Origin of the sequence: Burkholderia ubonensis (assembly GCF_001718695.1) — a bacterium.
Lineage (GTDB): Bacteria > Pseudomonadota > Gammaproteobacteria > Burkholderiales > Burkholderiaceae > Burkholderia > Burkholderia ubonensis_B.
In genome coordinates this window covers 3,161,839-3,186,750 of sequence record NZ_CP013420.1, presented here as the reverse complement: position 1 = coordinate 3,186,750, position 24,912 = coordinate 3,161,839, and the positions used below count along the sequence as shown (strand labels likewise).

The following is a 24,912-nucleotide window of genomic DNA, read 5'->3' as shown; positions in this document are numbered from 1 at the left end:
CATCCGTGGTGCGGCCCGCCGTTACGCCGCCTGCGCGCGCCGCTCGAGCACGGCGGCGAAGAAGCCGTCGGTCGCATGGCGGTGCGGCCACAGCGACAGGTAGTCGCCGGTATCGAGCGCGATGCGCTGGTCGGCCAGCACCTTCTGCGCCGGCACCAGCACGAACTCCGGATGATCGGCGAGGAACTGCGCGACGATCGCCTCGTTCTCCGCGTCGAGCACGCTGCAGGTCGCGTAGACGAGCCGCCCGCCCTTCTTCACGAGGCGCGCCGCGCTCGCGAGGATCGACGCCTGCTTCGGCGTGAGCTCGTCGATCGACGCGCGCGACTGGCGCCACTTCAAGTCGGGGTTGCGGCGCAGCGTGCCGAGGCCGCTGCACGGGGCGTCGACCAGCACGCGGTCGATCTTGCCGGCGAGCCGCTTGATCTTCGCGTCGTGCTCGCTGTCGATCAGCACCGGGTTCACGTTCGACAGCCCGCTGCGCGCAAGGCGCGGCTTCAGCTTCGCGAGCCGCTTCTCGGACACGTCGAACGCATACAGGCGGCCGGTCGAGCGCATCATCGCGCCGAGCGCGAGCGTCTTGCCGCCCGCGCCCGCGCAGAAGTCGACGACCATCTCGCCGCGGCGCGGCGCGACGAGCGAGCACAGCAGCTGGCTGCCCTCGTCCTGCACCTCGATCATGCCTTCCTCGAACACCTTGAGCTTGGTGAGCGCCGGCTTGCCGGCGACCCGCACGCCGAACGGCGCGAACGGCGTCGCGCCGGCGTCGATGCCGTTCGCGCGCAGCGCGTCGATCACCTGGTCGCGCGTCGCCTTCTGCGCGTTCGCGCGCAGGTCGAGCGGCGCCGGGTAGTTCATCGCGGCGGCGAGCTGCGCGAGTTCCTCGGCGTCGAAGCGCGACGACAGCGCCTGCTGGATCCAGTCCGGAAGGTTCGCGCGCACGCGCACCGGCAGGCTCGCCGGATCGATCTTCGACACATGCTCGAGCCACGCGGCCTCGGCGTCGGACACGAACGGCTTCAGCGCGTTGCGGCCGGCCGTCTGCATCAGGCCGAGCAGCGTGAGCCGCCGCGCCGGGCTGCCGGTGCCGCTCTCGGCGAGGTGCGCATACTCCATCTTCCGGCGCAGCACCGCGAACACCGCCTCGGCGATCACGCCGCGCTCCGCGTGCCCGAGCTTCGGATGGGCCCGGAAGAACCGGCTCGTCGTCGCATCGGCCGGGCCGGCGAACTTCAGCACCTCGGCCAGCAAAGTCTCGGTCTGGCCGATCAGGAATCCGTGCAGCTTCATACGCCCTCGCTCGTCATGGGTTGCGGTTGGTCCGCGAAAATCCAGCGCGCCTCCTCCGGCGCGACCACTGCACGGCCGTTCTCGAGGCGCAGGCGCCCGTCGACGAACCAGCGCACCGCGCGCGGATACAGCACGTGCTCGACCGCGAGCACGCGCTGCGCGAGCGCGGCCGCGTCGTCGCCGGCGCGCACCGGCACCGCGCCCTGCGCGACGATCGCGCCGCTGTCGAGTTCGGGAATGACGAAGTGCACGGTCGCGCCGTGCAGCGCGCAGCCCGCGTCGAGCGCCGCCTGATGCGTGTGGATGCCCTTGAAGCTCGGCAGCAGCGACGGGTGGATGTTCAGCATCCGGCCCTCGTATCGTCTGACGAATGCCGGCGTCAGGATGCGCATGAAGCCGGCGAGGATCACGAGATCCGGCGCGAAGCGGTCGATTTCGTGGGCCAGCGCCGCATCGAAGCTGTCGCGGCCGTCGAACGACCGGTGGTCGACCACGGCGGTCGCGATCCCGTGCGACGCCGCGAAGGCAAGGCCGGCCGCGTCGGGCCGGTTGGCGATCACGGCGGCAATCTCGGCGGGCCACCGCTCCTGCGCGCACGCGCGGACGATGGCTTCCATGTTGCTGCCGCGACCGGAAATCAAGATGACGAGTTTTTTCATCCGCGAATTTTACCATTCGGTCTCGCGTTTCCCGCCTCCTGAGCCGCCGGCCCGCCCGAGCGTTTATAATCTTCTGCTTTGCGGCCTCGATCCGCTCATTCCCCGACGCTGCACCCGCTATCGTGAAAGTCTTCCGCGGCCTGCCCAACGCCGAAAGCCGTGCCCCGTGCGCGCTGACGATCGGCAACTTCGACGGTGTCCATCGCGGCCACCAGGCCCTGCTCGCGCGCGTGCGCGCGGCAGCGGACGCGCGCGGCCTGCCCGTCTGCGTGATGACCTTCGAGCCGCATCCGCGCGAATTCTTCAATCCGGCCGGCGCGCCGCCGCGCATCGCGATGCTGCGCGACAAGCTGGAGGCGCTGCGCGAGCACGGCGTCGACCGGGTCGTCGTCGAGCACTTCAACCATACGTTCGCCAGCCAGTCGCCGCAGGCGTTCGTCGAGCGCACGCTCGTGGGCGGGCTGCACACGCGCTGGATGATGGTCGGCGACGATTTCTGCTACGGCGCGAAGCGCGCGGGCACCTTCGACACGCTGAAGGCAGCCGGCGAGCAGTACGGCTTCGAGGTCGAGCAAATGGGCACGGTCGCCGGCAGCGACGGCGCGCGCATCTCCAGCTCCGGCGTGCGCGCCGCGCTCGCGGCGGGCAATCTCGCCGCGGCCGCGCAGGCGCTCGGCCACGGCTACGCGATCAGCGGCCACGTCACGCACGGCCTGAAGCTCGGCCGCGACCTCGGCTTCCCGACGCTGAACCTGCCGATCGCGCACAAGCGGCCGGCGCTGATGGGCATCTTCGTCGTCCAGGTCCACGGCCTCGCCGACACCCCGCTGCCCGGCGTCGCGAGCCTGGGCTTGCGCCCGACCGTCGTCGATTCGGGCCGCGTGCTGCTCGAAGTCCACCTGCTCGACTGGCACGGCGACGCCTACGGCAAGCTCGTGCGCGTCGAATTCCTGCAGAAGCTGCGCGACGAAGCGAAGTTCGACGATCTCGAAGCGCTGTCGCGCGCGATCGCGCAGGACGTCGCGAACGCCCGCGCGTACTTCGCGGCGCGCGACCACGCGCCCGGCAGCCGCACGACCGGCTTCTCGACGTCGGCCACCGACCGAATTAGCTGACCCCGGCTGGCGGCGCCGTGCGCCGCATCCCGGCGCCGCCGATGCGCGCGCTCACCCGATTCACGACGCACGAGCGTCCCCCGATTTGATAGCGATCTCATCATGAGCAACAAGAAAGCCGATTCGAAACCGCAGGCCAAGTATCCGGTCAACCTGCTCGACACGCCGTTCCCGATGCGCGGCGACCTGCCCAAGCGCGAGCCGCAGTGGGTCAAGGAATGGGAAGCGCGCGGCATCTACGAGAAGATCCGCGCGGCCAGCCAGGGCCGGCCGAAGTTCATCCTGCACGACGGCCCGCCGTATGCGAACGGCGACATCCACCTCGGCCACGCGGTGAACAAGATCCTGAAGGACATCGTCGTCAAGTCGCGCAACATGGCGGGCTTCGATGCGCCGTACGTGCCGGGCTGGGATTGCCACGGGATGCCGATCGAGATCCAGATCGAGAAGCAGTTCGGCAAGTCGCTGCCGGCGGCCGAGGTGATGACCAAGGCGCGCGCGTACGCGACCGAGCAGATCGAGAAGCAGAAGGGCGGCTTCAAGCGGCTGGGCGTGCTCGGCGACTGGGGCAACCCGTACAAGACGATGAACTTCGTCAACGAGGCGGAAGAGATCCGCGCGCTCGGCAAGATCATCGAGAAGGGCTACGTGTATCGCGGCCTGAAGCCGGTGAACTGGTGCTTCGACTGCGGCTCGGCGCTCGCCGAGGCGGAAGTCGAGTACAAGGACCGCACCGACCCGACGATCGACGTGATGTTCCCGTTCGCCGAGCCGGAGAAGACCGCGCAGGCGTTCGGCCTGCCGGCGCTGCCGCGCGCCGACGGCGGCATCGTGATCTGGACCACCACGCCGTGGACGATCCCGGCGAACCAGGCGCTGAACCTGCATCCGGAGATCGTCTACGCGCTCGTCGACACCGAGCGCGGCCTGCTGATCATCGCGGAAGAGCGCGTCGCCGCGTGCATGGAAGAGTTCAAGCTGACCGGCCGCGTCGTCGCGACGACGCCCGGCGAGAAGCTCGTCAACCTGCGCTTCAACCACCCGCTCGCGGCGGCCCACCCCGGCTACAAGCGCACGTCGCCCGTCTATCTCGGCGACTACGTGACGACCGACACCGGCACCGGCGTCGTGCACTCGTCGCCCGCTTACGGCGTTGAGGACTTCGTGTCCTGCAAGGCGCACGGGATGACCGATTCGGACATCATCAACCCGGTGATGGGCGACGGCCGCTACATCGAATCGCTGCCGCTGTTCGGCGGCCTGTCGATCTGGGACGCGAACCCGAAGATCGTCGACGCGCTGAACGCCGCCGGCACGCTGCTGCGCAACGAGAAGTACACGCACAGCTACATGCACTGCTGGCGCCACAAGACGCCGATCATCTACCGCGCGACGTCGCAGTGGTTCGCCGGCATGGACGTGACGCCGCACGACGGCGGCGCGACGCTGCGCGAAACCGCGCTCGCGGGCGTCGACGCGACCGCGTTCTACCCGTCGTGGGGCAAGCAGCGCCTGCACAGCATGATCGAGAACCGCCCGGACTGGACGCTGTCGCGCCAGCGCCAGTGGGGCGTGCCGATGGCGTTCTTCGTGCACAAGGAAACCGGCGAGCTGCATCCGCGCACGCTGGAATTGCTGGAGGAAGTCGCGAAGCGCGTCGAGCAGTCGGGCATCGAGGCGTGGCAGTCGCTCGATCCGCGCGAGCTGATCGGCGACGACGCGAACATGTACGAGAAGAATCGCGACACGCTCGACGTGTGGTTCGACTCGGGCACGACCCACTGGCACGTGCTGCGCGGCTCGCACAAGGACGCGCTGCAGTTCCCGGCCGACCTGTACCTCGAAGGCTCGGACCAGCACCGCGGCTGGTTCCACTCGTCGCTCTTGACCGCGTCGATGCTCGACGGCCGCGCGCCGTACAAGGGCCTGCTCACGCACGGCTTCACGGTCGACGGCGAAGGCCGCAAGATGAGCAAGTCGCTCGGCAACGGCATCGATCCGCATGAAGTCGCGAACCGCCTCGGCGCGGAGATCATCCGCCTGTGGATCGCATCGACCGATTACTCGGGCGAGCTCGCGATCTCCGAGGAAATCCTGAAGCGCGTGACGGAAGGCTATCGCCGCATCCGCAACACGCTGCGCTTCCTGCTCGCGAACCTGTCCGATTTCGACTACGCGCAGCATGCGCTGCCGGTCGGCGAGTGGCTCGAGATCGACCGCTACGCGGTCGCGTTCTCCTCGCAGCTGCAGGCGGAGCTGCTTGCGCACTACGAGAAGTACGAGTTCCACCCGGTCGTCGCGAAGCTGCAGACGTATTGCTCGGAAGACCTCGGCGGCTTCTACCTCGACGTGCTGAAGGACCGCCTGTACACGAGCGCGGCCGATTCGACCGCACGCCGCTCCGCGCAGACGGCGCTCTATCACCTGACGCAGGGCCTGCTGCGCGTGCTCGCGCCGTTCCTGTCGTTCACCGCCGAGGAAGCGTGGAAGGTGTTCCAGCCGGCCAGCGACACGATCTTCACGGAAACGTATTACGCGTATCCGGAAGTCGGCAACGCCGACGCGCTGATCGCGAAGTGGACGCTGCTGCGCGACGTGCGCGGCAACGTCACGAAGGCGCTCGAGGAAGCGCGCACCGCGAACCGCATCGGCTCGTCGCTGCAGGCGGAAGTCACGGTGCACGCGAGCGGCGCGCGCTACGACGCGCTGACGAGCCTCGCCGACGACCTGAAGTTCGTGCTGATCACGTCGGCCGCGACGGTCGTCAAGGTCGACGACGAAGCGCACGAGAGCGTCGACGTGGCCGCGTCGACGCACCAGAAGTGCGAGCGCTGCTGGCACTACCGCGAGGACGTCGGTGCGCACGCCGATCACCCGACGCTGTGCGGCCGCTGCTTCTCGAACCTGTTTGAAAACGGCGAAATCCGGAGCGCGGCATAAATGGCGAAGACCCTGTCGAAATCGGCAAGTGGCGCGCTCGCGCCGTGGCTCGGCATTTCACTGATCGTCATCCTGTTCGACCAGCTGACGAAGATCGCGATCCTGAAGACCTTCGCGTACGGCGCGCAGCACGCGCTGACGTCGTTCTTCAACCTGGTGCTCGTCTATAACCAGGGCGCCGCGTTCGGCTTTCTCGCGGCGGCGGGCGGCTGGCAGCGCTGGGCGTTCACCGCGCTCGGCATCGGCGCGACGCTCGTGATCTGCTACCTGCTGAAGCGCCACGGCCACCAGCGCCTGTTCAGCCTGTCGCTCGCGCTGATCCTCGGCGGCGCGCTCGGCAACGTGATCGACCGGCTCGTCTATGGTCACGTGATCGACTTCCTCGACTTCCACGTCGGCGCCTGGCATTTCCCGGCGTTCAACCTCGCCGATTCCGCGATCACGGTCGGCGCGGTGCTGCTGATCTACGACGAGCTGCGTCGCGTGCGCGGCGCGCGCTAAGCCCGCATAAAGCCCGCATAAAGCGCGCATACTCTGCGTCGACGGCCGGCCTCGCGCCGGCCGTCTTGATCGACCCGACCCCTTGGAGGCCCGAGTTGGCACACGCAGAACTCGCAGGAAAACACCTCGTCCTCGGCCTGACGGGCGGCATCGCCTGCTACAAGATCGCCGAGCTGACCCGCCTGCTCACCAAGGCGGGCGCGACCGTGCAGGTCGCGATGACGGAAGCCGCGACCCAGTTCATCACGCCCGTCACGATGCAGGCGCTGTCCGGCCGGCCCGTCTACACGAGCCAGTGGGACCCGCGCGTCGGCAACAACATGGCGCACATCGACCTGTCGCGCGAAGCCGACGCGATCGTCATCGCGCCCGCGTCGACCGACTTCCTCGCGAAGCTCGCGCACGGGTTCGCGGACGACTTGCTGTCGACGCTGTGCGTCGCGCGCGATTGTCCGCTGCTCGTCGTGCCCGCGATGAACCGCCAGATGTGGCAGAACCCGGCCACCCAGCGCAACGTCGCGCAGCTGCGCGCGGACGGCGTGTCGGTGCTCGGCCCCGATTCGGGCGCGCAGGCGTGCGGCGAGGTCGGCGACGGCCGCATGCTCGAGCCGGAGGCGATCTACGAGGCGATCGTCGCGCACTTCCAGCCTAAGCGGCTCGCGCACCGGCGCGTGCTGATCACGGCCGGCCCGACCTTCGAACCGCTCGACCCGGTGCGCGGGCTCACCAACCGCTCGAGCGGCAAGATGGGCTTCGCGCTCGCGCGCGCGGCGCAGCAGGCCGGTGCGGAAGTGCATCTGGTCGCCGGCCCCGTCGCGCTGGCAACGCCGTGGGGCGTGTACCGGGAAGACGTGCAGACCGCGCAGCAGATGTACGACGCGGTGATGAACGCGGTGCCCGATGCCGACATCTTCATCGCGGTGGCCGCGGTGGCCGACTGGCGCGTGGCGCAGCCGGCCGAACACAAGATGAAGAAGACCGCCGACCGCAAGATGCCCGCGCTGACGTTCGTCGAGAACCCGGACATCCTCGCGTCGGTCGCGGCGCTCCCCGATCCGCCGTTCTGCGTCGGCTTCGCGGCGGAAAGCGGCGACCTCGACGTGCACGGCGACGAGAAGCGCAAGCGCAAGAACGTGCCGCTGCTCGTCGGCAATCTCGGCCCGCAGACGTTCGGCCGCGACGACAACGAAGTCGCGCTGTTCGACGCGGCCGGCATCACGCGCCTGCCGCGCGCGCCGAAGGACGAACTCGCGCACGTGCTCGTCGACGAAATCGCGAAGCGCCTGCCCGACAACCGACTGATCTGACCACCTCATCCGACCCGTCATCCGACCCGCGCGCGACGGCGCAACGGCCGCCGCCGCGTCCCTTCCCCGAATCGACGACCGAATGAAACTCGACCTGAAGATCCTCGACGCGCGCATGCGCGACTACCTGCCCGCCTATGCGACGACCGGCAGCGCCGGCCTCGACCTGCGCGCGTGCCTCGACGCGCCGCTGACGCTGAAGCCGGGCGAGACCGCGCTCGTGCCGACCGGCCTCGCGATCCATCTCGCCGACCCCGGCTACGCGGCGCTGATCCTGCCGCGCTCTGGCCTCGGCCACAAGCACGGCATCGTGCTCGGCAACCTGGTCGGCCTGATCGACTCCGACTACCAGGGCGAGCTGATGATCTCGACGTGGAACCGCGGCCAGACCGAATTCGTGCTGAACCCGTTCGAACGCCTCGCGCAGCTCGTGATCGTGCCGGTCGTGCAGGCGCAGTTCAACATCGTCAGCGATTTCGCCGCGAGCGATCGCGGCGCGGGCGGCTTCGGCAGCACCGGCCGTCACTGAGCCGCGCCGCATCGAAAAGGGGCCGCGCGGCCCCTTTTGCTTTTCCGGGTGCCACTCAGCGGCCGGCCGTTTGCGCGATGCGCACGGGTGTCCGCTCGCGGCGCCGCGCCTGCGCGATGCTCGCGTAGATCACCATCGCGACCAGCACGCCGAGCAATACGGCAGACGAGCCGACCGTGCCGAGTGCCAGGCCGCCCTTGGCGGCCGGTTTCGTGAGCCAGTCCCCGAGCGTCGCGCCGAACGGACGCGTGAGCACGAACGCCGCCCAGAACAACAGCACGCCGGAGACGCGGGTGAGATAGCGCGCGAGCACGATCGCCGCGAGCAGGCTGCCGATCAGCAATGCGCCGCCGCCGAAACCGAGGCCCGAACTGTCCGCGAGAAAGTCGCCGAGCGCGGTGCCGAGCGTGTTCGAGAACAGGATCGCCACCCAGTACAGCAGCTCGACGCGACGCGTGCGGATCAGGTCCACCGAAAGCGATTCGCCGCTGAGCCGCCACACCGCGAAAGTCGCCAGCAGGATCGCGACGAGAATCGACGAGCCGGCTGCGTAGCCGAGGCCGAGCGTGCGGTCCATGAAGTCGGACATCGTCGTGCCGGCCGTGCTGGTGGCGACGATCACGGCCCAGTAGAGCGCCGGGCGATAGTGCGTGGCCCGCAGCTGCGCGCCGAGCGTGACGAGAAAGAAACCGAGCAGCAGCAGCGAGCTTGCCGCGTAGCCGACGTCGAGGGTCATCGACAGCAGGTCGCTGCCGGTTTCGCCGAGCGTGGTCGCGCAGATCTTCATGATCCAGAATGCGAGGGTGATTTCAGGAAGCTTCTTCATCCGAACCCCTTTGCGAATGGCGATGGGCCGCCAGGCGGCCCTGAATCGCGAACGGGTTCGACTGTACGCGCCGCCGGCTTAACGCAAGCTTAGCGGCTCGCCGGCGCGCCCGGCCGCGTGCCGCCATGCATCACCGCGCGTGCCGGTGCCGGTAATGCAGCGCGTAAGCGAGCGTCAGCAGCACGACGAACGCGATGCCGACCGCCATCGTCATCCGGAACTCGTGCGTGAACGCGGTCGTCAGGAGGATCGCGGCGAGCAGGCCCGCGCCGAGCAGGCTGCCGAACGGATGCCACCACATCCGGAACGCGAGCGCCGGGCCGCGATAATGCCGGCGAAAGCGCAGATGCGTAACGAAGATCATCAGCCACGTGAACAGCGCGCCGAACATCGCGATCGCCATCATCACGGTGAACGCGGTGTCCGGCGACAGCGCGACCAGCACGGCCGCGACCGCGACGCCGCTCGTCGACACCCACAGCGCCGCGCGCGGCACGCCGTTCGCGCCGAGCCGGCCGAACACCGCCGGCGCGAGGCGGGCGCGCGACAGGCTGAACATCATCCGCGTCGTCACGTAGAGCTGGCTGTTCATCGCCGACAGCGCGGCGACCAGCACGACGAAATTGATCACGCCGGCCGCATACGGCACGCGCGTCGCGGCCATCACCTTCACGAACGGGCTTTCGTCGGTGCCGGCCTGCGTCCACGGCACGATCGCGAGCATCAGCGCGAGCGTCAGCAGATAGAACAGCACGAGCCGGAACACCGTCGAGCGGAACGCGCGCGTGACCGCATGCTCCGGGTCGCGCGCCTCGCCCGCCGCGATCGCGACGGCTTCGATGCTCATGTAGCTGAAGATCGCGACGATCACCGCGACCCAGGTGCCCCACGGCCCCTTCGGCAGGAAGCCGCCGTGCGCGGTGTAGTTCGCGAAGCCGATGCCGGACGCGGCCGGCGCGGACCAGACCAGATACGCGCCGAGCACGACGAACACGACGATCGCCGCGATCTTCAGCAGCGAAAACGCGTACTCGACCGCCCCGTACAGCGTGACGCTCGCCATGTTCACGGCGATCAGCAGCGCCGAGAAGCCGACCACCCAGTACCACCCGGGCACCGTCGGGAACCAGTACTTCATGAACACCGCGATCGCGCTGATCTCGGTGCCGATCGCGAACACGACCGCGAACCAGTACCCGTAGCGCACGAGAAAGCCGGCGAGCGGGCCGACGTAATGCTCCGCATACGCGCCGAACGAACCGGCGGTCGGATGCGCGACGGTCATTTCCGCGAGCGCGCCCATCAGCAGCAGTGCGATCAGCGCGCCGATCGCATACGAAACCATCACGCTCGGGCCGGCGAGCCCGATCGCGAAGCCGCTGCCGAGAAACAGCCCGGTGCCGATCGCGCCGCCGATCGCGATCATCGCCATCTGCCCCGACGACAATGCGTGGCGCAGCCCTTGTTCGCGTTCGACGATGTTGTCGAACGTCCGTTGTTGTTGCGACACTTCCCTCACTCCCCTGCACCTGCGCTGGCGCAAGCCGGCGCCAGATAAAACGAAACGGCGCGGAAGACTTCCCGCGCCGTTGGCTGAAACAAACCGACTGCTGCTTATTCGACTTCGACCGCTTCCTCGTTCGGCTTGTGCGGCGGATTCGCCAGCTTGTCGAACGACAACTGCACCTTGTCGCTTTCGTCGACGTCGACCGTCACGTGACCGCCGTTCACCAGCTTGCCGAACAGCAGTTCGTCGGCGAGCGCGCGACGGATCGTGTCCTGGATCAGCCGCTGCATCGGCCGCGCGCCCATCAGCGGGTCGAAGCCGTGCTTCGCGAGATGCTTGCGCAACGCGTCGGTGAACAGCGCGTCGACCTTCTTCTCGTGCAGCTGCTCCTCGAGCTGGATCAGGAACTTGTCGACCACGCGCATGATGATTTCCTCATCGAGCGAGCGGAAGCTGATGATCGCGTCGAGACGGTTGCGGAACTCCGGCGTGAACAGGCGCTTGATGTCGGCCATCTCGTCGCCGGTTTCGCGGCGCGTCGTGAAGCCGATCGTCGCCTTCTGCATCGACTCGGCGCCCGCGTTCGTCGTCATGATGATGATGACGTTGCGGAAATCCGCCTTGCGGCCGTTGTTGTCCGTCAGCGTGCCGTGGTCCATCACCTGCAGCAGCACGTTGAAGATGTCCGGATGCGCCTTCTCGATCTCGTCGAGCAGCAGCACGCAGTGCGGCTTCTTCGTGACGGCTTCGGTCAAGAGGCCGCCCTGGTCGAACCCGACGTAGCCCGGCGGCGCGCCGATCAGGCGGCTCACCGCATGGCGCTCCATGTATTCCGACATGTCGAAGCGGATCAGCTCGATGCCGAGCGTGAACGCGAGCTGGCGCGCCACCTCCGTCTTGCCGACGCCCGTCGGGCCGGAGAACAGGAACGCGCCGATCGGCTTGTCCATCTTGCCGAGGCCCGCGCGCGCCATCTTGATCGATGCCGCGAGCGCGTCGATCGCCGGATCCTGGCCGAACACGACGCTCTTCAGATCGCGGTCGAGCGTCTGCAGCTTGCTGCGGTCGTCCTGCGACACGCTCTGCGCCGGCACGCGCGCGATCTTCGCGATGATTTCCTCGATCTCGCTCTTGCCGATCGTCTTCTTCTGCTTCGACTTCGGCAGGATGCGCTGCGCGGCGCCCGCCTCGTCGATCACGTCGATCGCCTTGTCGGGCAGGTGACGGTCGGTGATGAAGCGCGCCGACAGTTCGGCCGCCGCCGACAGCGCGCCCGACGAATACTTGACGCCGTGGTGCTCCTCGAAGCGCGACTTCAGGCCGCGCAGGATCGCGACCGTCTGCTCGACGGTCGGCTCGGTCACGTCGACCTTCTGGAAGCGCCGCGACAGCGCCGCATCCTTCTCGAAGATGCCGCGATATTCGGTGAACGTCGTAGCTCCGATGCACTTGAGCGTGCCCGACGACAGCGCCGGCTTCAGCAGGTTCGACGCGTCGAGCGTGCCGCCCGACGCGGCGCCCGCGCCGATCAGCGTATGGATCTCGTCGATGAACAGGATCGCGTGCGGACGCTCCTTCAGTTCCTTCAGCACCGTCTTCAGGCGCTGCTCGAAATCGCCGCGATACTTGGTGCCTGCGAGCAGCGCGCCCATGTCGAGCGAGTAGACCTGCGCGTTCGCGAGGATGTCCGGCACTTCGCCGCGCGTGATGCGGTACGCGAGCCCTTCCGCGATCGCGGTCTTGCCGACGCCGGCCTCGCCGACGAGCAGCGGATTGTTCTTGCGGCGGCGGCACAGCACCTGCACGACGCGCTCGACTTCGGATTCGCGCCCGATCAGCGGATCGATGCGGCCGTCCTTCGCCATCTGGTTCAGGTTCTGCGTGAACTGCGCGAGCGGGGTTTCCTTCTGCGCGTTCGCGTCCTCGCTCTCGGCATTCGCGTCGCTCGCCTTCGCGGCCTCGCCGCTGTTCGTCTTCGCGATGCCGTGCGAGATGAAATTGACGACGTCGAGGCGGGTGACGCCCTGCTGCTGCAGGTAGTACACCGCGTGGGAGTCCTTCTCGCCGAAGATCGCGACGAGCACGTTCGCGCCGGTCACTTCCTTCTTGCCGTTGGAAGTCGACTGGACATGCATGATCGCGCGCTGGATCACGCGCTGGAAACCGAGCGTCGGTTGCGTATCGACGTCGTCGGTGCCCGGGACCGTGGGCGTATTGTCGTGGATGAAATTGCGCAGGTTCTGACGCAGGTCCTCGATGTTCGCCGCACACGCGCGCAACACCTCGGCCGCCGTCGGATTATCCAGCAGGGCCAGCAGCAGATGCTCGACCGTTATGAACTCATGGCGCGCCTGACGTGCTTCCATGAACGCCATGTGCAGGCTGACTTCCAATTCCTGGGCAATCATGCTTCCTCCATCACGCACTGCAGCGGATGCCCTGCCTGCCGCGCATGGGTAACGACTTGCTCAACCTTGGTCGACGCGATGTCCCGCGTATAGACCCCACAAACCCCTCGCCCTTCGCGATGGACCTTCAGCATGATCTGCGTGGCCGTCTCGCGATCCTTCTTGAAATACTCCTGCACGACCATCACGACGAACTCCATCGGCGTGAAGTCGTCGTTGAGCAGCACCACCTTGTACATCGAAGGCGGCTTCAGCTTCTGCTGCTTGCGTTCCAGGACGGTGCTGTCCTGCTTGTCCGGGATAATCGCCATACACCCATTCTAAACAACTCGGACAGGCCCGCAATCCTGCCATTACCCGACCGACCGGCCGGCGCCCTCCCCGGATGCCCGGAACCACGCGCTTGCGCTCGCGCCATACGAAAGCCGGCTGCGGTGCCGGCTTTCACAGGTGGCGCGGGACACGCACCGTCACGGGGAATCACACCGCGTCGTCGCGTCCGCATCCAGTATCCCACAAGCCAGGGATGCTCGAACGCGTGTCACTCGAGCCTGGTATGTGAGCCGATTATGCGACTTTTCAAGTCCGCGCGCTTGCGACGATGCCGACAGGCAAAGCCGGAAAAACCCTGAAAATGGGTTCTTTACAACGGCCCCCTATACGTCTAAAAATTTTCTTGACACTCCAATAAAGAGCGCCAACAATCAAGCTGGCACTTTTTTCAATTTGTCTGAACGGCAAACGAGAAAGGCCGAGGTGAGCTGTGAGGGGGGAACGGCTGTATTTTCCGGTCGTTTAGCTTTTCGAGCGTGCTCGTGGTAGGTAGCGACTGTGTGACAGGGGAAGTAGGTATGGCAACTGGTATTGTCAAATGGTTCAATGACGCGAAGGGCTTCGGTTTCATCACTCCCGACGAGGGCGGTGAGGATCTGTTCGCACACTTCTCGGCCATCAACATGCAGGGTTTCAAGACCCTGAAGGAAGGCCAGAAGGTGAGCTTCGAGGTCGTCCAAGGACCGAAAGGCAAGCAGGCTTCGAATATCCAGGCCGCCTGAGGGCAACGGATTTCGGACGAGGGAAACCCGGCTAAACGCCGGGTTTCTTTTTTGCAGGCCGGCCAATCGTTAATTCGATTGGCCGGCCTTTTCGTTCAATCCCAATAATTGAACGCGCATTGTCCACGCGTACACGCAAATCGAATGCGTTCATACGCGTGAAACAAAATGATTCGCCGTTACACGACCTTCAGCGTCCCCATCATGCCGAGATCCTCGTGCTCGAGGATGTGGCAATGGAACATGCGCTCGCCGCGCAAGTCCTGCGTCGTGAGCAACGTCACGGTTTCGCCGCTGCGCACGTTCACCGTATCGCGCCATGCGCGGAACGGCTCCGGCGTGCGGGCGCCGCCCGACGCGCGCTCGATCACCTGGAACTGCGTGCCGTGCAGATGGAACGGGTGATCCATGTCGGTTTCGTTGCGGATCGTCCAGCGTTCGACGTCGCCCGCACGGCTCGTCAGCGTCGCCCGGTGCGGTGCATACACATCACCGTTGATCGTGAAGCGCATGCCGGACGGACGGCCGTGCGCGGGCCCGGCCATCATCGCGTCCATGTCCATTTCCTCGCCGAACGCCACCGTCTTGTCCGCGACCGGCTTCCCGAGCTCGGGCACCGCGCGCAGCGTCGCGGGCAGCGATCGCGCGGCGGCCGGCGCGAATGCGACGTCGGCGAGCGGCAGCGCCGGATCCGGCGGCAGGCTGCCGTGCCCGTCGTCCGACATCGCCATCTTGCGCCGGTCGTATTCGGCCGCGACCAGCACCGCGCGCGACGCGCGGTCGCCGGCACGCACCAGCAACTCCGCGCGCTCGCCCGGCGCGAGCAGTAGCGACGTGACGCGGCGCGGCGTCTCCAGCAGCCCGCCGTCGGTGCCCGCCTGCTCGAACGCGCGGCCGTCGTCGAACGCGAGCCGCAGATAGCGCGCGCTGCACGCGTTCCACACGCGCCAGCGCTCGTCGCCCGCGACCTCGATGCGCGGCCGCCGCGCGCCGTTGACCAGCACGAACTGGCCTTCACGGCCGTTCATCCAGTCCATCATGTCGTTCGACGCGATCGTGCCGTCGCGAGTGAGCTTCAGATCGGACACGAACAGGTTGCGTTCCGGCCAGCCGGCGAGCGGATCGTCCGTCGCGCGCACGACGAACGGCCCCGCCAGCCCGCGAAACACCTGCTCGGCCGTCATCATGTGCGGATGCGGGTGATACCAGTACGTGCCCGCGCTCCCCTTCGGCAGCGTGAACCGATAGACGTGCGACGCGCCCGGCGCGACCGGCGCGGACGGATTGCCGTCCTGGTCGGGCGGCACCGGCAGCCCGTGCCAGTGTATCGTCGACGGCTGCGGCAACCGGTTCACGAAACGAATCTCGACCGTATCGCCTTCGCGCACGTCGATCAGCGGCCCGACGACCGGCCCCTGGACGCCGTCGCCGAATTGCCAGAACGTCGTCGGGCGAGCGCCACGCAGCATCGGGCGCGCGACCGGCTGCGCGACGAGCGTCGCGCGAAACGTCCCGGGCTCGCGGCTCTCGTTCGCAAGCGTGCGCAACGACGCCAGCGGCGCGCCGGCCGGCAACGCGTCGGCGGCGGCAAGCGGGGCCGGACGCGCCGCCGGCGCATGCTTGCCGTGCTGCCCGTGCGACACCGTGCCCGACATCCCGGGCATATCGTCCATCTCCATGTCGGCCATGCCGGCGTGACCCGCGTGCTGCGCCCACGCGCTGCGCGCGACCAGCGACGCGACGGCGACGCCGACGGCGTGCGACAGGAAGGTTCTCCGTATCATCAATCGTTCCTCGTTCTCAACGGTATGGTTCGGGAAGCGGCGGCTGTCCGGGCTGCCCGCGTCATCATAACCGGGTAACCGCCCTGTTAAGTGACCGCGTGCCTCTCCCATCGCTCCACCTCCTCGTGATCGCGTGCGCGACGGTCACTCCGCGGCCATGCCGCGTCCGTCACGCGCTTCGCTCGTCAAATTCGTCAAAAATTTCACGATGCGGAACAAACCCTTGCCTTGTAAAAACTCGTGGTGCAGAGCACAAATATCCTGTTTCGCGATGCCGAAAATCGTTCCGCAATACGAAACCAAGTTCGTAATCCATTGTTTTTACGCATGAATTTTTGTTTTGATCAGTGCTTCTACACGCACCATCCGAGCGGGCCCCGGACGTAGACTTCTTCACATGCACTGGCGTTACGCAACGACGTTCGGCACGCACCACCGATGAACCCGACGCAACCGCCAGTCGAGCCGGAACCTGCCGGACACCGGCAGGCGGCGCAAAGGAATCGCGTGTGATCAGAAAGGGAGAACGGAAATGAAGGGATTTCGCTTTGGCTCAGCGCTCGGGTCGTTCTACATCCTGCCGGGCAACGGCGGCTGGGAAGCGACGTTCGGCAATGCATCGCTCGGCGCGTTCTCGTGCCCCGAGCAAGCCGCAGACCACATCTCCCGCGGCGACTGCCCGCAACTGTCCGATCTGGACACGGCGACACTCGAAGTTCCGCACGAAATCGCGGAATGGGAAATCGTCCACGTGTAAGTGACAACCTGCAACGAAAAACGCCCCGCGCGTGCGGGGCGTTTCTCTTTCCGGCCGGCCTCGATGCCAGGCCGCGCGCGTCGTCAAGCGACCGCGTCGACGATGCCGTTCAGCGTCGCGCTCGGACGCATCGCCTGGCTCGTCAGGTCGACGTTCGGGCGATAGTAGCCGCCGATGCTCACCGGCTTGCCCTGCGCCGCGCCCAGCTCCTCGAGGATGCGCGCCTCGTTGTCGGCGAGCGCTTTCGCGACGCCGGCGAACTGCGCCTGCAGCGCCGCGTCGTCGGTTTGCGCGGCAAGCGCCTGCGCCCAGTACAGGCACAGGTAGAAGTGGCTGCCGCGGTTGTCGAGGCCGCCGACCTTGCGCGCCGGCGACTTGTTCTCGTCGAGGAACTTGCCGGTCGCCTGGTCGAGCGTCTTCGCGAGCACGAGCGCCTTCGGGTTGCCGTAAGCCTGGCCGAGGTGCTCGAGCGACGCCGCGAGCGCGAGGAATTCGCCGAGCGAATCCCAGCGCAGGAAGCCCTCTTCGACGAACTGCTGGACGTGCTTCGGCGCGGAGCCGCCCGCACCCGTTTCGAACATGCCGCCACCTGCCATCAGCGGAACGATCGACAGCATCTTCGCGCTGGTGCCGAGCTCCATGATCGGGAACAGGTCGGTCAGGTAGTCGCGCAGCACGTTGCCCGTCACCGAGATCGTGTCCTTGCCCGCGCGGATGCGCTCGAGCGAGAAGCGGGTCGCGTCGACCGGCGTCATGATGCGGATGTCGAGGCCGTTCGTGTCGTGATCCTTCAGGTAGCGCTCGACCTTCGCGATGACCTGCGCGTCGTGCGCGCGCGCCGGATCGAGCCAGAACACGGCCGGCGCGCCGGTCGCGCGGGCGCGGTTCACCGCGAGCTTGACCCAGTCCTGGATCGGCGCATCCTTGGCCTGGCACATGCGCCACACGTCGCCCGCTTCGACCGCGTGCTCGAGCAGCACGTTGCCCGCTTCGTCGGTGACGCGCACGACGCCGTCCGCCGGAATCTGGAACGTCTTGTCGTGCGAACCGTATTCTTCGGCCGCCTGCGCCATCAGGCCGACGTTCGGCACGCTGCCCATCGTGACCGGGTCGAACGCGCCGTGCCGCTTGCAGTCTTCGATGACGGCCTGGTAGACGCCTGCGTAGCAGCGGTCCGGAATCACGGCCTTCGCGTCGTACAGCTCGCCGTCCGGGCCCCACATGCGGCCCGACTCGCGGATCATCGCCGGCATCGACGCGTCGACGATCACGTCGCTCGGCACGTGCAGGTTCGTGATGCCCTTGTCGGAGTTGACCATCGCGAGGCGCGGACGCGCCGCGTACACGGCCTTGATGTCGGCTTCGATCGCTTCACGCGTGTCGGCCGGCAGGTCCTTCAGGCGCGCGTACAGGTCGCCGATGCCGTTGTTCGGGTTGAAGCCGGCCCGCGCGAGCACGTCGGCGTGCTTCGCGAGCGCGTCCTGGTAGTACACCGACACGGCGTGGCCGAACAGGATCGGGTCCGAGACCTTCATCATGGTCGCCTTCAGGTGCACCGAGAACAGCACGCCCTGCGCCTTCGCGTCGGCGATCTGCGCTTCGAGGAAGCTGCGCAGCGCCTTCTTGCTCATCACCGACGCGTCGATGATCTCGCCGGCCTTGACGGCCGTCTTTTCCTTCAGGACCTGCTTCGTGCCGTCGGCCTTCGTCAGCTCGATCTTCACGCTGCCGGCGTCGGCGATCAGCGCCGACTTCTCGCTGCCGTAGAAGTCGCCTTCGCTCATGTGCGCGACGTGCGCCTTCGAGTCGGCCTGCCACGCGCCCATCTTGTGCGGATGCTTGCGGGCGTAGTTCTTGACCGACAGCGGCGCGCGGCGGTCGGAGTTGCCTTCGCGCAGCACCGGATTCACCGCGCTGCCCTTGATCTTGTCGTAACGGGCCTTGACGGCCTTCTCTTCATCGGTCGACGGCTCTTCCGGATAGGCCGGCAGCGCGTAGCCCTGCGCCTGCAGTTCGGCGATCGCGGCCTTCAGCTGCGGCACCGACGCGCTGATGTTCGGCAGCTTGATGATGTTCGCTTCCGGCTTCAGCGTGAGCTGGCCCAGTTCGGCCAGATCGTCCGAACCCTTCTGCCCGGGCGGCAGGACGTCCGCGAATGCGGCGATGATGCGGCCGGCGAGCGAGATGTCGCGCGTCTCGACGGCGACGCCGGACGAGCGCGTGAAGGCCTTGACGATCGGCAGCAGCGAGTAGGTCGCGAGCGCGGGCGCTTCGTCGGTGAGGGTGTAGATGATCTTGGGCGAAGTGGACATGGTCGATGCGTTGCTACGTGAGAATTGGGACTGAAGATCGCCGGCGGTAACCGGCGGGAGGGCGACCGGGTCGGTCGCGTAAGAGAAAGCGCGCGGGTCAACCGGGCGCCGGTATTGCGAGGGCCGTCATGTTCTACCTTGCAGGGCACGCGGGCCGCGACGCGGCGTCGCGTTTCCGGGCACCGGAGCGCCCTGCCAAACCTGCCTTCCACGAAACGCCCCGACGCCGGCAGCAGGCGCCGGGGCAGCCGGCCATGCGCCGGCACACCCCGGAGGGACTTACATGTTCTCGATCAGCACTTCACCGAAGCCCGAGCACGACACCTGCGTCGCGCCTTCCATCAGGCGCGCGAAGTCGTACGTGACGCGCTTCTGCTGGATCGACTTTTCCATCGCGGCGATGATGGTGTCGGCCGCCTCGGTCCAGCCGAGATGGCGCAGCATCATTTCGGCCGACAGGATCTCGGAACCGGGGTTCACGTAATCCTTGCCCGCGTACTTCGGCGCGGTGCCGTGGGTCGCCTCGAACATCGCGACCGAATCCGACAGGTTCGCGCCCGGCGCGATGCCGATGCCGCCGACCTGCGCGGCCAGCGCGTCGGAGATGTAGTCGCCGTTCAGGTTCAGCGTCGCGATCACGTCGTATTCGGCCGGGCGCAGCAGGATCTGCTGCAGGAACGCGTCGGCGATCGAGTCCTTGATGACGATCTCGCCGCCCGTCTTCGGGTTCTTCACGCGCATCCACGGGCCGCCGTCGATCAGCTCGCCGCCGAACTCCTTCTGCGCGAGCGCGTAGCCGGCGTCACGGAACAGGCCTTCCGTGAACTTCATGATGTTGCCCTTGTGCACCAGCGTGACCGACTTGCGGTCGTTGTCGATCGCGTACTGGATCGCCTTGCGCACGAGCCGCTCGGTGCCTTCCGTCGACACGGGCTTGACGCCGATCCCCGAGGTTTCCGGGAAGCGGATCTTCTTCACGCCCATCTCGTCCTGCAGGAACTGGATGACCTTCTTCGCCTGCTCCGAGCCGGCCGCCCATTCGATGCCCGCGTAGATGTCTTCCGAGTTCTCGCGGAAGATCACCATGTCGATCTTTTGCGGCTCGCGCACCGGCGACGGCACGCCCTTGAAGTACTGGACCGGGCGCAGGCACACGTACAGGTCGAGCTCCTGGCGCAGCGCGACGTTCAGCGAGCGGATCCCGCCGCCGACCGGGGTCGTCAGCGGCCCCTTGATCGACACCACGTATTCCTTCAGCACCTGCAGCGTCTCGTCCGGCAGCCACACGTCCGGGCCGTAGACCTTCGTCGCCTTCTCGCCCGCGTAGATCTCCATCCAGTGGATCTTGCGCTTGCCCTTGTACGCCCGTTCGACCGCGGCGTCGACGACCTTGATCATGACCGGCGTGATGTCGAAGCCCGTGCCGTCGCCCTCGATGTACGGAATGATCGGCTGGTCGGAAACGTTGAGCGTGTAATCCTGGTTGACGGTGATCTTGTCACCGCCGTCCGGAACCTTGATGTGCTGATACGGCATGATCGACTCCAGTGACGTGGCTGAGCAGGTAATTCTGGTCGAAGCTGCGTGCGCCGGGGCGCGCATCAAGGCCACCCCCGTGACTGCCGCAGCGAGCCGCTATTCTAGCGCCCGATTCGGGCGCGGCGGCGCGATGCGCGGCGCTGCGTATCAAGTCTCCCCTTATGTCTTATATAAGACAGATGACTTGGCGTTCCGTATTATGCATTAAGATTCCGCCATTTGCCATAGACCGCCCGGCGCGCACCGCCAGCCGGGCGCGCGTCGTCCCTGCCATGACCTTGATCGCCCTCAACAAGCCGTTCGGTACGATTTGCCAGTTTTCCGCGCACGAAACGCGGCCGTCGCTCGGCGACTGGGTCAAGACGCCCGGCGTCTACGCGGCCGGCCGGCTCGACGCGGACAGCGAAGGCCTGCTGCTGCTCACCGACGACGGCGCGCTGCAGGCCCGCATCGCCGAGCCGCGCCACAAGCTCGTCAAGCGCTACTGGGCGCAGGTCGAAGGCGCGCCGGGGCCGGCCGACCTGAAGGCGCTCGCGCGCGGCGTCGATCTCGGCGACTACGTGACGCGCGCGTGCCGCGCCGAATTCATCGAGCCGCCCGACGCGCTGTGGCCGCGCAATCCGCCGATCCGCTACCGCGCCGCGGTCCCGACCACGTGGATCGAGCTCGCGATCACCGAAGGCAAGAACCGCCAGGTGCGCCGGATGACGGCGGCGGTCGGCTTTCCGACGCTGCGCCTCGTGCGGGTCGGCATCGGCTCGCTGGATATATTCGCGCTCGGCATTGCGCCAGGAGAAACAATCACCCTGCCGCCGCGTGCGCCGTGGGACGGTTTCGCACGTGCCGACTGAAGGCTCGGCCGGGCCGAAAGCCGATCGTCGATTTTTTCGTCATCTGTTTCGTCAACCGCCTGCGAAGATCGTGCGTTAAACGACGCAGATGCCACCCAGAGCTATCCGGCATTGGCGTCCGAGCCGCTTTGCGTCGTGCAAGCGACGTTTTTTCGAATGCGATTCGGCGCCCGCAGCGCAAAGAGAAATTTCTTGGAGCGTCTGTCAACCGAAAGGTGGATGGCACCGTTAGACGACATGACTCCTATGCCGGGTCATTTGGTTAATTAACTAAAGCTGAGGAACACAACATGAACAAACTGATCGCCGCTCTGGTCGCTGGTCTCTTCGCAACGGCAGCTTTCGCACAAGCTTCGGCACCGGCAGCTGCTCCGGCAGCTCCGGCAGCAGAAAAGGCAGAAGCTGCTTCGGCACCGGCGAAGAAGGCTGCCAAGAAGCACCACGCAAAGAAGCACCACGCTTCGAAGAAGGCTGCTGCTAGCGCCGCTGAAGCCCCGGCTGCTGCTTCGAACTAAGTAAGCAAGCTGTAAGAATAACGCAGTCAAGAACCAGCAGTTGCCGTTCTTACGGCGTTGAAAGGCAGGTCACCGCAAGGCGATCTGCCTTTTTCTTTTGTGTGCCCTCGTGTGCGCTTCGCGTACCATGCGGGTCTCGTTTTCCCGAAAGGAGCCCTGCTGTGCGATTCCCCCTGCGCTCGTCGCTCGGCCGCCTTGCGCGCGCCGCCATGTTTCCCGTCGCGTTCGGCGTCGCCGCGCTCGGCATGCAAGCCGCCGTCGCGCAGATGCCGCCCGGCGCCAAGCAGCCGAGCGAATTCCCGCGCGCGAAGCTGCGCGCCGGCATGTACGTGATCGACGCGGCCGTCGCGGCCAACGACGCCGACCGCGAGCAGGGGCTGATGTACCGCTCGCAGCTCGCGCCGAACGAAGGGATGCTGTTCGTGTTCAACGAGAACGCGGTGCACTGCTTCTGGATGAAGAACACGCTGATCCCGCTGTCGATCGCATTCATCCGCGCGGACGGCACGATCACCGACATCGACGAGATGCAGGCCGAGACGACCAGCAACCACTGCCCGCGCAACAACGGCGTCTATGCGCTCGAGATGAGCAAGGGCTGGTTCGCGGCGAAGGGCATCAAGCCCGGCATGAAGCTCGACGGGCTGCCGAAGCCGCAGTGACGCGCGCGGCGCGGCGCAACGCCATGCATGCCGGCCGGCCGCCTCGCGCGCGCCGGCTTTTTTTTCGCGCGGCGCCCGTCTTGATTCCGGCCATGCGGCCCGCATCTGCAAAAGCCACACGCAAGCGCTATGCTTTAAATCTCGATTGATTCCCCCGGCCCGGCGCCGCCGGCCGGCTTACGACCCGAACCACTGGAGGTTCACGTGCCCCGCAAAACCCCCATCGAGCGCTATCGCAATATCGGGATCAGCGCCCACATCGATGCCGGCAAAACCACGACTACCGAACGCATCCTGTTCTATACCGGCGTGAGCCACAAGATCGGCGAAGTGCACGACGGCGCGGCCACGATGGACTGGATGGAGCAGGAGCAGGAACGCGGCATCACGATCACGTCGGCCGCGACGACCGCGTTCTGGAAGGGCATGGCCGGCAATTATCCGGAACACCGGATCAACATCATCGACACCCCCGGGCACGTCGACTTCACGATCGAAGTGGAGCGTTCGATGCGCGTGCTCGACGGCGCGTGCATGGTCTACGACTCCGTCGGCGGCGTGCAGCCGCAGTCGGAAACCGTGTGGCGCCAGGCGAACAAGTACAAGGTGCCGCGCATCGCGTTCGTCAACAAGATGGACCGCGTCGGCGCCGACTTCTTCCGCGTGCAGCGGCAGATCGGCGAGCGCCTGAAGGGCGTCGCCGTGCCGATCCAGATTCCGATCGGCGCGGAGGACCATTTCCAGGGCGTCGTCGATCTCGTCAAGATGAAGGCGATCGTCTGGGACGACGACAGCCAGGGCGTGAAGTTCGCCTACGAGGACATCCCGGCGAATCTCGTCGAGCTCGCGCACGAGTGGCGCGAGAAGATGGTCGAGGCCGCGGCCGAAGCCAGCGAGGCACTGCTCGAGAAGTACCTGACCGACCACAACTCGCTGACCGAGGACGAGATCAAGGCCGCGCTGCGCAAGCGCACGATCGCCAACGAGATCGTACCGATGCTGTGCGGCAGCGCGTTCAAGAACAAGGGCGTGCAGGCGATGCTCGACGCGGTGATCGACTACCTGCCGTCGCCCGTCGACGTGCCCGCGATCCTCGGCCATACGCTTACGCTCGACGACAAGGAAGCGGAACGTCATCCGAGCGACGACGAGCCGTTCTCCGCGCTCGCGTTCAAGATCATGACGGACCCGTTCGTGGGCCAGCTGATCTTCTTCCGCGTGTACTCGGGTGTCGTCGAGTCGGGCGACACGGTGCTGAACCCGACCAAGGACAAGAAGGAACGGCTCGGCCGGATCCTGCAGATGCACGCGAACGAGCGCAAGGAAATCAAGGAAGTGCGCGCAGGCGACATCGCGGCCGCGGTCGGCCTGAAGGAAGCGACGACGGGCGACACGCTGTGCGACCCGGGCAAGCCGATCATCCTCGAGAAGATGGAATTTCCGGAGCCGGTAATCTCGCAGGCGGTCGAGCCGAAGACCAAGGCCGACCAGGAAAAGATGGGCCTCGCGCTGAACCGCCTCGCGCAGGAAGACCCGTCGTTCCGCGTGCAGACCGACGAGGAATCGGGCCAGACGATCATCTCCGGGATGGGCGAGCTCCACCTCGAGATCATCGTCGACCGGATGAAGCGCGAGTTCGGCGTCGAGGCGACGGTCGGCAAGCCGCAGGTCGCGTATCGCGAGACGGTGCGCACCGCCGCCGACGACGTCGAGGGCAAGTTCGTCAAGCAGTCGGGCGGCCGCGGCCAGTACGGCCACGCGGTGATCAAGCTCGAGCCGAACCCCGGCAAGGGCTATGAATTCCTCGACGAGATCAAGGGCGGCGTGATTCCGCGCGAGTTCATCCCGGCGGTCAACAAGGGCATCGAGGAAACGCTGAAGAGCGGCGTGCTCGCGGGCTATCCGGTCGTCGACGTGAAGGTGCACCTGACGTTCGGCTCGTACCACGACGTCGACTCGAACGAAAACGCATTCCGCATGGCCGGCTCGATGGCGTTCAAGGAAGCGATGCGCCGCGCGAAGCCGGTGCTGCTCGAGCCGATGATGGCGGTCGAGGTCGAGACGCCCGAGGACTTCATGGGCAACGTGATGGGCGACCTGTCGAGCCGGCGCGGCATCGTGCAGGGCATGGAGGACATCGCGGGCGGCGGCGGCAAGCTCGTGCGCGCCGAGGTGCCGCTCGCCGAGATGTTCGGCTACTCGACGTCGCTGCGTTCGGCAACGCAGGGGCGCGCCACGTACACGATGGAGTTCAAGCACTACGCGGAGACGCCGGCGAACGTGTCGGATGCGGTGATCAACGCGAAAACGAAGTAAGCGCGGGGCGGCGCGCGCCGCTGCGCGGCAAGCTGCCAT

21 protein-coding genes are annotated in these 24,912 nt (G+C 66.7%); 11 read left to right on the top strand and 10 right to left on the bottom strand.

Going from position 1 to position 24,912, the window contains the following annotated elements:
- Positions 1–21: 21 nt before the first annotated feature.
- Complete coding sequence (locus tag WJ35_RS14495) at positions 22–1,290, bottom strand: RsmB/NOP family class I SAM-dependent RNA methyltransferase (protein ID WP_069239355.1); 1,269 nt, start codon at positions 1,288–1,290, stop codon at positions 22–24.
- Positions 1,287–1,949 carry a phosphoribosylglycinamide formyltransferase gene (purN, locus tag WJ35_RS14490; protein WP_059981248.1) on the bottom strand — a complete coding sequence of 221 codons (663 nt, stop codon included), beginning with the start codon at positions 1,947–1,949 and terminating at the stop codon, positions 1,287–1,289. The genes WJ35_RS14495 and purN overlap by 4 nt, the downstream gene beginning before the upstream one ends.
- A 122-nt stretch (positions 1,950–2,071) precedes the next feature.
- Here purN and WJ35_RS14485 point away from each other — a divergent pair, with 122 nt between their 5' ends.
- From WJ35_RS14485 to dut, 5 genes are all read left to right on the top strand, one after another.
- The gene (locus tag WJ35_RS14485) at positions 2,072–3,064 is read left to right on the top strand and encodes a bifunctional riboflavin kinase/FAD synthetase (RefSeq protein ID WP_060232263.1); all 993 of its coding nucleotides are present in this window, start codon (positions 2,072–2,074) and stop codon (positions 3,062–3,064) included.
- Between the two features lie 102 nt (positions 3,065–3,166).
- The gene (gene ileS, locus WJ35_RS14480) at positions 3,167–6,004 is read left to right on the top strand and encodes an isoleucine--tRNA ligase (RefSeq protein ID WP_060232266.1); all 2,838 of its coding nucleotides are present in this window, start codon (positions 3,167–3,169) and stop codon (positions 6,002–6,004) included.
- Positions 6,005–6,505, top strand: coding sequence for a signal peptidase II (lspA, locus tag WJ35_RS14475; protein ID WP_010090932.1), 501 nt, complete (start codon positions 6,005–6,007; stop codon positions 6,503–6,505).
- Positions 6,506–6,600: 95 nt separating this feature from the next.
- On the top strand, positions 6,601–7,812 hold the full coding sequence (coaBC, locus tag WJ35_RS14470) for a bifunctional phosphopantothenoylcysteine decarboxylase/phosphopantothenate--cysteine ligase CoaBC (protein WP_060232269.1): 1,212 nt from the start codon (positions 6,601–6,603) through the stop codon (positions 7,810–7,812).
- Positions 7,813–7,894: 82 nt separating this feature from the next.
- Positions 7,895–8,341 carry a dUTP diphosphatase gene (gene dut / locus WJ35_RS14465; RefSeq protein ID WP_042586123.1) on the top strand — a complete coding sequence of 149 codons (447 nt, stop codon included), beginning with the start codon at positions 7,895–7,897 and terminating at the stop codon, positions 8,339–8,341.
- 55 nt (positions 8,342–8,396) lie between these two features.
- On the opposite strand, the gene WJ35_RS14460 is transcribed toward dut, so the two are convergent.
- The 4 genes from WJ35_RS14460 to clpS all read right to left on the bottom strand — a co-directional run bounded on the left by WJ35_RS14460 (position 8,397) and on the right by clpS (position 13,393).
- Entirely contained in the window at positions 8,397–9,167 is a 771-nt protein-coding gene (locus tag WJ35_RS14460) for a hypothetical protein (protein WP_069239354.1), read from the bottom strand.
- A gap of 130 nt (positions 9,168–9,297) precedes the next feature.
- Entirely contained in the window at positions 9,298–10,677 is a 1,380-nt protein-coding gene (locus WJ35_RS14455; RefSeq protein WP_060232275.1) for an amino acid permease, read from the bottom strand.
- Positions 10,678–10,781: 104 nt separating this feature from the next.
- Positions 10,782–13,082, bottom strand: a complete 2,301-nt coding sequence (gene clpA, locus WJ35_RS14450; RefSeq protein ID WP_010090927.1) for an ATP-dependent Clp protease ATP-binding subunit ClpA — start codon at positions 13,080–13,082, stop codon at positions 10,782–10,784.
- Positions 13,079–13,393 carry an ATP-dependent Clp protease adapter ClpS gene (clpS, locus tag WJ35_RS14445; RefSeq protein WP_006398529.1) on the bottom strand — a complete coding sequence of 105 codons (315 nt, stop codon included), beginning with the start codon at positions 13,391–13,393 and terminating at the stop codon, positions 13,079–13,081. Before clpS ends, clpA begins: the two co-directional genes overlap by 4 nt.
- Positions 13,394–13,933: 540 nt before the next feature.
- On the opposite strand from clpS, the gene WJ35_RS14440 reads away from it, so the two are divergent.
- Positions 13,934–14,137: a cold-shock protein gene (locus tag WJ35_RS14440; protein WP_004196460.1), complete on the top strand. Its 204-nt coding sequence runs from the start codon at positions 13,934–13,936 to the stop codon at positions 14,135–14,137.
- A gap of 179 nt (positions 14,138–14,316) precedes the next feature.
- Here WJ35_RS14440 and WJ35_RS14435 read toward each other — a convergent pair whose 3' ends face one another.
- Both WJ35_RS14435 and WJ35_RS31230 read right to left on the bottom strand, forming a co-directional pair.
- Complete coding sequence (locus WJ35_RS14435; RefSeq protein ID WP_060232278.1) at positions 14,317–15,921, bottom strand: multicopper oxidase family protein; 1,605 nt, start codon at positions 15,919–15,921, stop codon at positions 14,317–14,319.
- A 144-nt stretch (positions 15,922–16,065) separates the two neighbouring features.
- Positions 16,066–16,224 (bottom strand): hypothetical protein, encoded by a 159-nt coding sequence (locus WJ35_RS31230; protein WP_155121904.1) that lies wholly within the window; start codon positions 16,222–16,224, stop codon positions 16,066–16,068.
- Positions 16,225–16,453: 229 nt separating this feature from the next.
- On the opposite strand from WJ35_RS31230, the gene WJ35_RS14430 reads away from it, so the two are divergent.
- Positions 16,454–16,678: a hypothetical protein gene (locus tag WJ35_RS14430; RefSeq protein ID WP_010090924.1), complete on the top strand. Its 225-nt coding sequence runs from the start codon at positions 16,454–16,456 to the stop codon at positions 16,676–16,678.
- An 83-nt stretch (positions 16,679–16,761) separates the two neighbouring features.
- On the opposite strand, the gene WJ35_RS14425 is transcribed toward WJ35_RS14430, so the two are convergent.
- Positions 16,762–18,990, bottom strand: coding sequence for an NADP-dependent isocitrate dehydrogenase (locus WJ35_RS14425; protein WP_060232282.1), 2,229 nt, complete (start codon positions 18,988–18,990; stop codon positions 16,762–16,764).
- 279 nt (positions 18,991–19,269) lie between these two features.
- The gene (gene icd / locus WJ35_RS14420) at positions 19,270–20,526 is read right to left on the bottom strand and encodes an NADP-dependent isocitrate dehydrogenase (RefSeq protein ID WP_010090922.1); all 1,257 of its coding nucleotides are present in this window, start codon (positions 20,524–20,526) and stop codon (positions 19,270–19,272) included.
- Positions 20,527–20,801: 275 nt separating this feature from the next.
- Here icd and WJ35_RS14410 point away from each other — a divergent pair, with 275 nt between their 5' ends.
- The 4 genes from WJ35_RS14410 (at position 20,802) to fusA (ending at position 24,873) form a co-directional block, all read left to right on the top strand.
- Positions 20,802–21,380 (top strand): pseudouridine synthase, encoded by a 579-nt coding sequence (locus tag WJ35_RS14410; RefSeq protein WP_069239353.1) that lies wholly within the window; start codon positions 20,802–20,804, stop codon positions 21,378–21,380.
- Between the two features lie 290 nt (positions 21,381–21,670).
- A complete protein-coding gene (locus WJ35_RS30105) occupies positions 21,671–21,895 on the top strand; it encodes a hypothetical protein (RefSeq protein ID WP_071733224.1) in 225 nt (74 codons plus the stop codon).
- Between the two features lie 161 nt (positions 21,896–22,056).
- The gene (locus WJ35_RS14405) at positions 22,057–22,557 is read left to right on the top strand and encodes a DUF192 domain-containing protein (protein WP_060232288.1); all 501 of its coding nucleotides are present in this window, start codon (positions 22,057–22,059) and stop codon (positions 22,555–22,557) included.
- Between the two features lie 204 nt (positions 22,558–22,761).
- Entirely contained in the window at positions 22,762–24,873 is a 2,112-nt protein-coding gene (fusA, locus tag WJ35_RS14400; protein ID WP_069239352.1) for an elongation factor G, read from the top strand.
- Positions 24,874–24,912 lie beyond the last annotated feature (39 nt).

Excerpts from the sequence above, each read along its gene's own strand:
- purN (WP_059981248.1), bottom strand. The coding sequence starts at position 1,949 with ATGAAAAAACTCGTCATCTTGATTTCCGGTCGCGGCAGCAACATGGAA.
- WJ35_RS14495 (WP_069239355.1), bottom strand. The coding sequence starts at position 1,290 with ATGAAGCTGCACGGATTCCTGATCGGCCAGACCGAGACTTTGCTGGCC.
- WJ35_RS14425 (WP_060232282.1), bottom strand. The coding sequence starts at position 18,990 with ATGTCCACTTCGCCCAAGATCATCTACACCCTCACCGACGAAGCGCCC.
- ileS (WP_060232266.1), top strand. The coding sequence starts at position 3,167 with ATGAGCAACAAGAAAGCCGATTCGAAACCGCAGGCCAAGTATCCGGTC.
- WJ35_RS30105 (WP_071733224.1), top strand. The coding sequence starts at position 21,671 with ATGAACAAACTGATCGCCGCTCTGGTCGCTGGTCTCTTCGCAACGGCA.
- clpS (WP_006398529.1), bottom strand. The coding sequence starts at position 13,393 with ATGGCGATTATCCCGGACAAGCAGGACAGCACCGTCCTGGAACGCAAG.
- WJ35_RS14410 (WP_069239353.1), top strand. The coding sequence starts at position 20,802 with ATGACCTTGATCGCCCTCAACAAGCCGTTCGGTACGATTTGCCAGTTT.
- lspA (WP_010090932.1), top strand. The coding sequence starts at position 6,005 with ATGGCGAAGACCCTGTCGAAATCGGCAAGTGGCGCGCTCGCGCCGTGG.
- WJ35_RS14460 (WP_069239354.1), bottom strand. The coding sequence starts at position 9,167 with ATGAAGAAGCTTCCTGAAATCACCCTCGCATTCTGGATCATGAAGATC.
- icd (WP_010090922.1), bottom strand. The coding sequence starts at position 20,526 with ATGCCGTATCAGCACATCAAGGTTCCGGACGGCGGTGACAAGATCACC.
- WJ35_RS14435 (WP_060232278.1), bottom strand. The coding sequence starts at position 15,921 with ATGATACGGAGAACCTTCCTGTCGCACGCCGTCGGCGTCGCCGTCGCG.
- clpA (WP_010090927.1), bottom strand. The coding sequence starts at position 13,082 with ATGATTGCCCAGGAATTGGAAGTCAGCCTGCACATGGCGTTCATGGAA.
- dut (WP_042586123.1), top strand. The coding sequence starts at position 7,895 with ATGAAACTCGACCTGAAGATCCTCGACGCGCGCATGCGCGACTACCTG.
- WJ35_RS14430 (WP_010090924.1), top strand. The coding sequence starts at position 16,454 with ATGAAGGGATTTCGCTTTGGCTCAGCGCTCGGGTCGTTCTACATCCTG.
- WJ35_RS14440 (WP_004196460.1), top strand. The coding sequence starts at position 13,934 with ATGGCAACTGGTATTGTCAAATGGTTCAATGACGCGAAGGGCTTCGGT.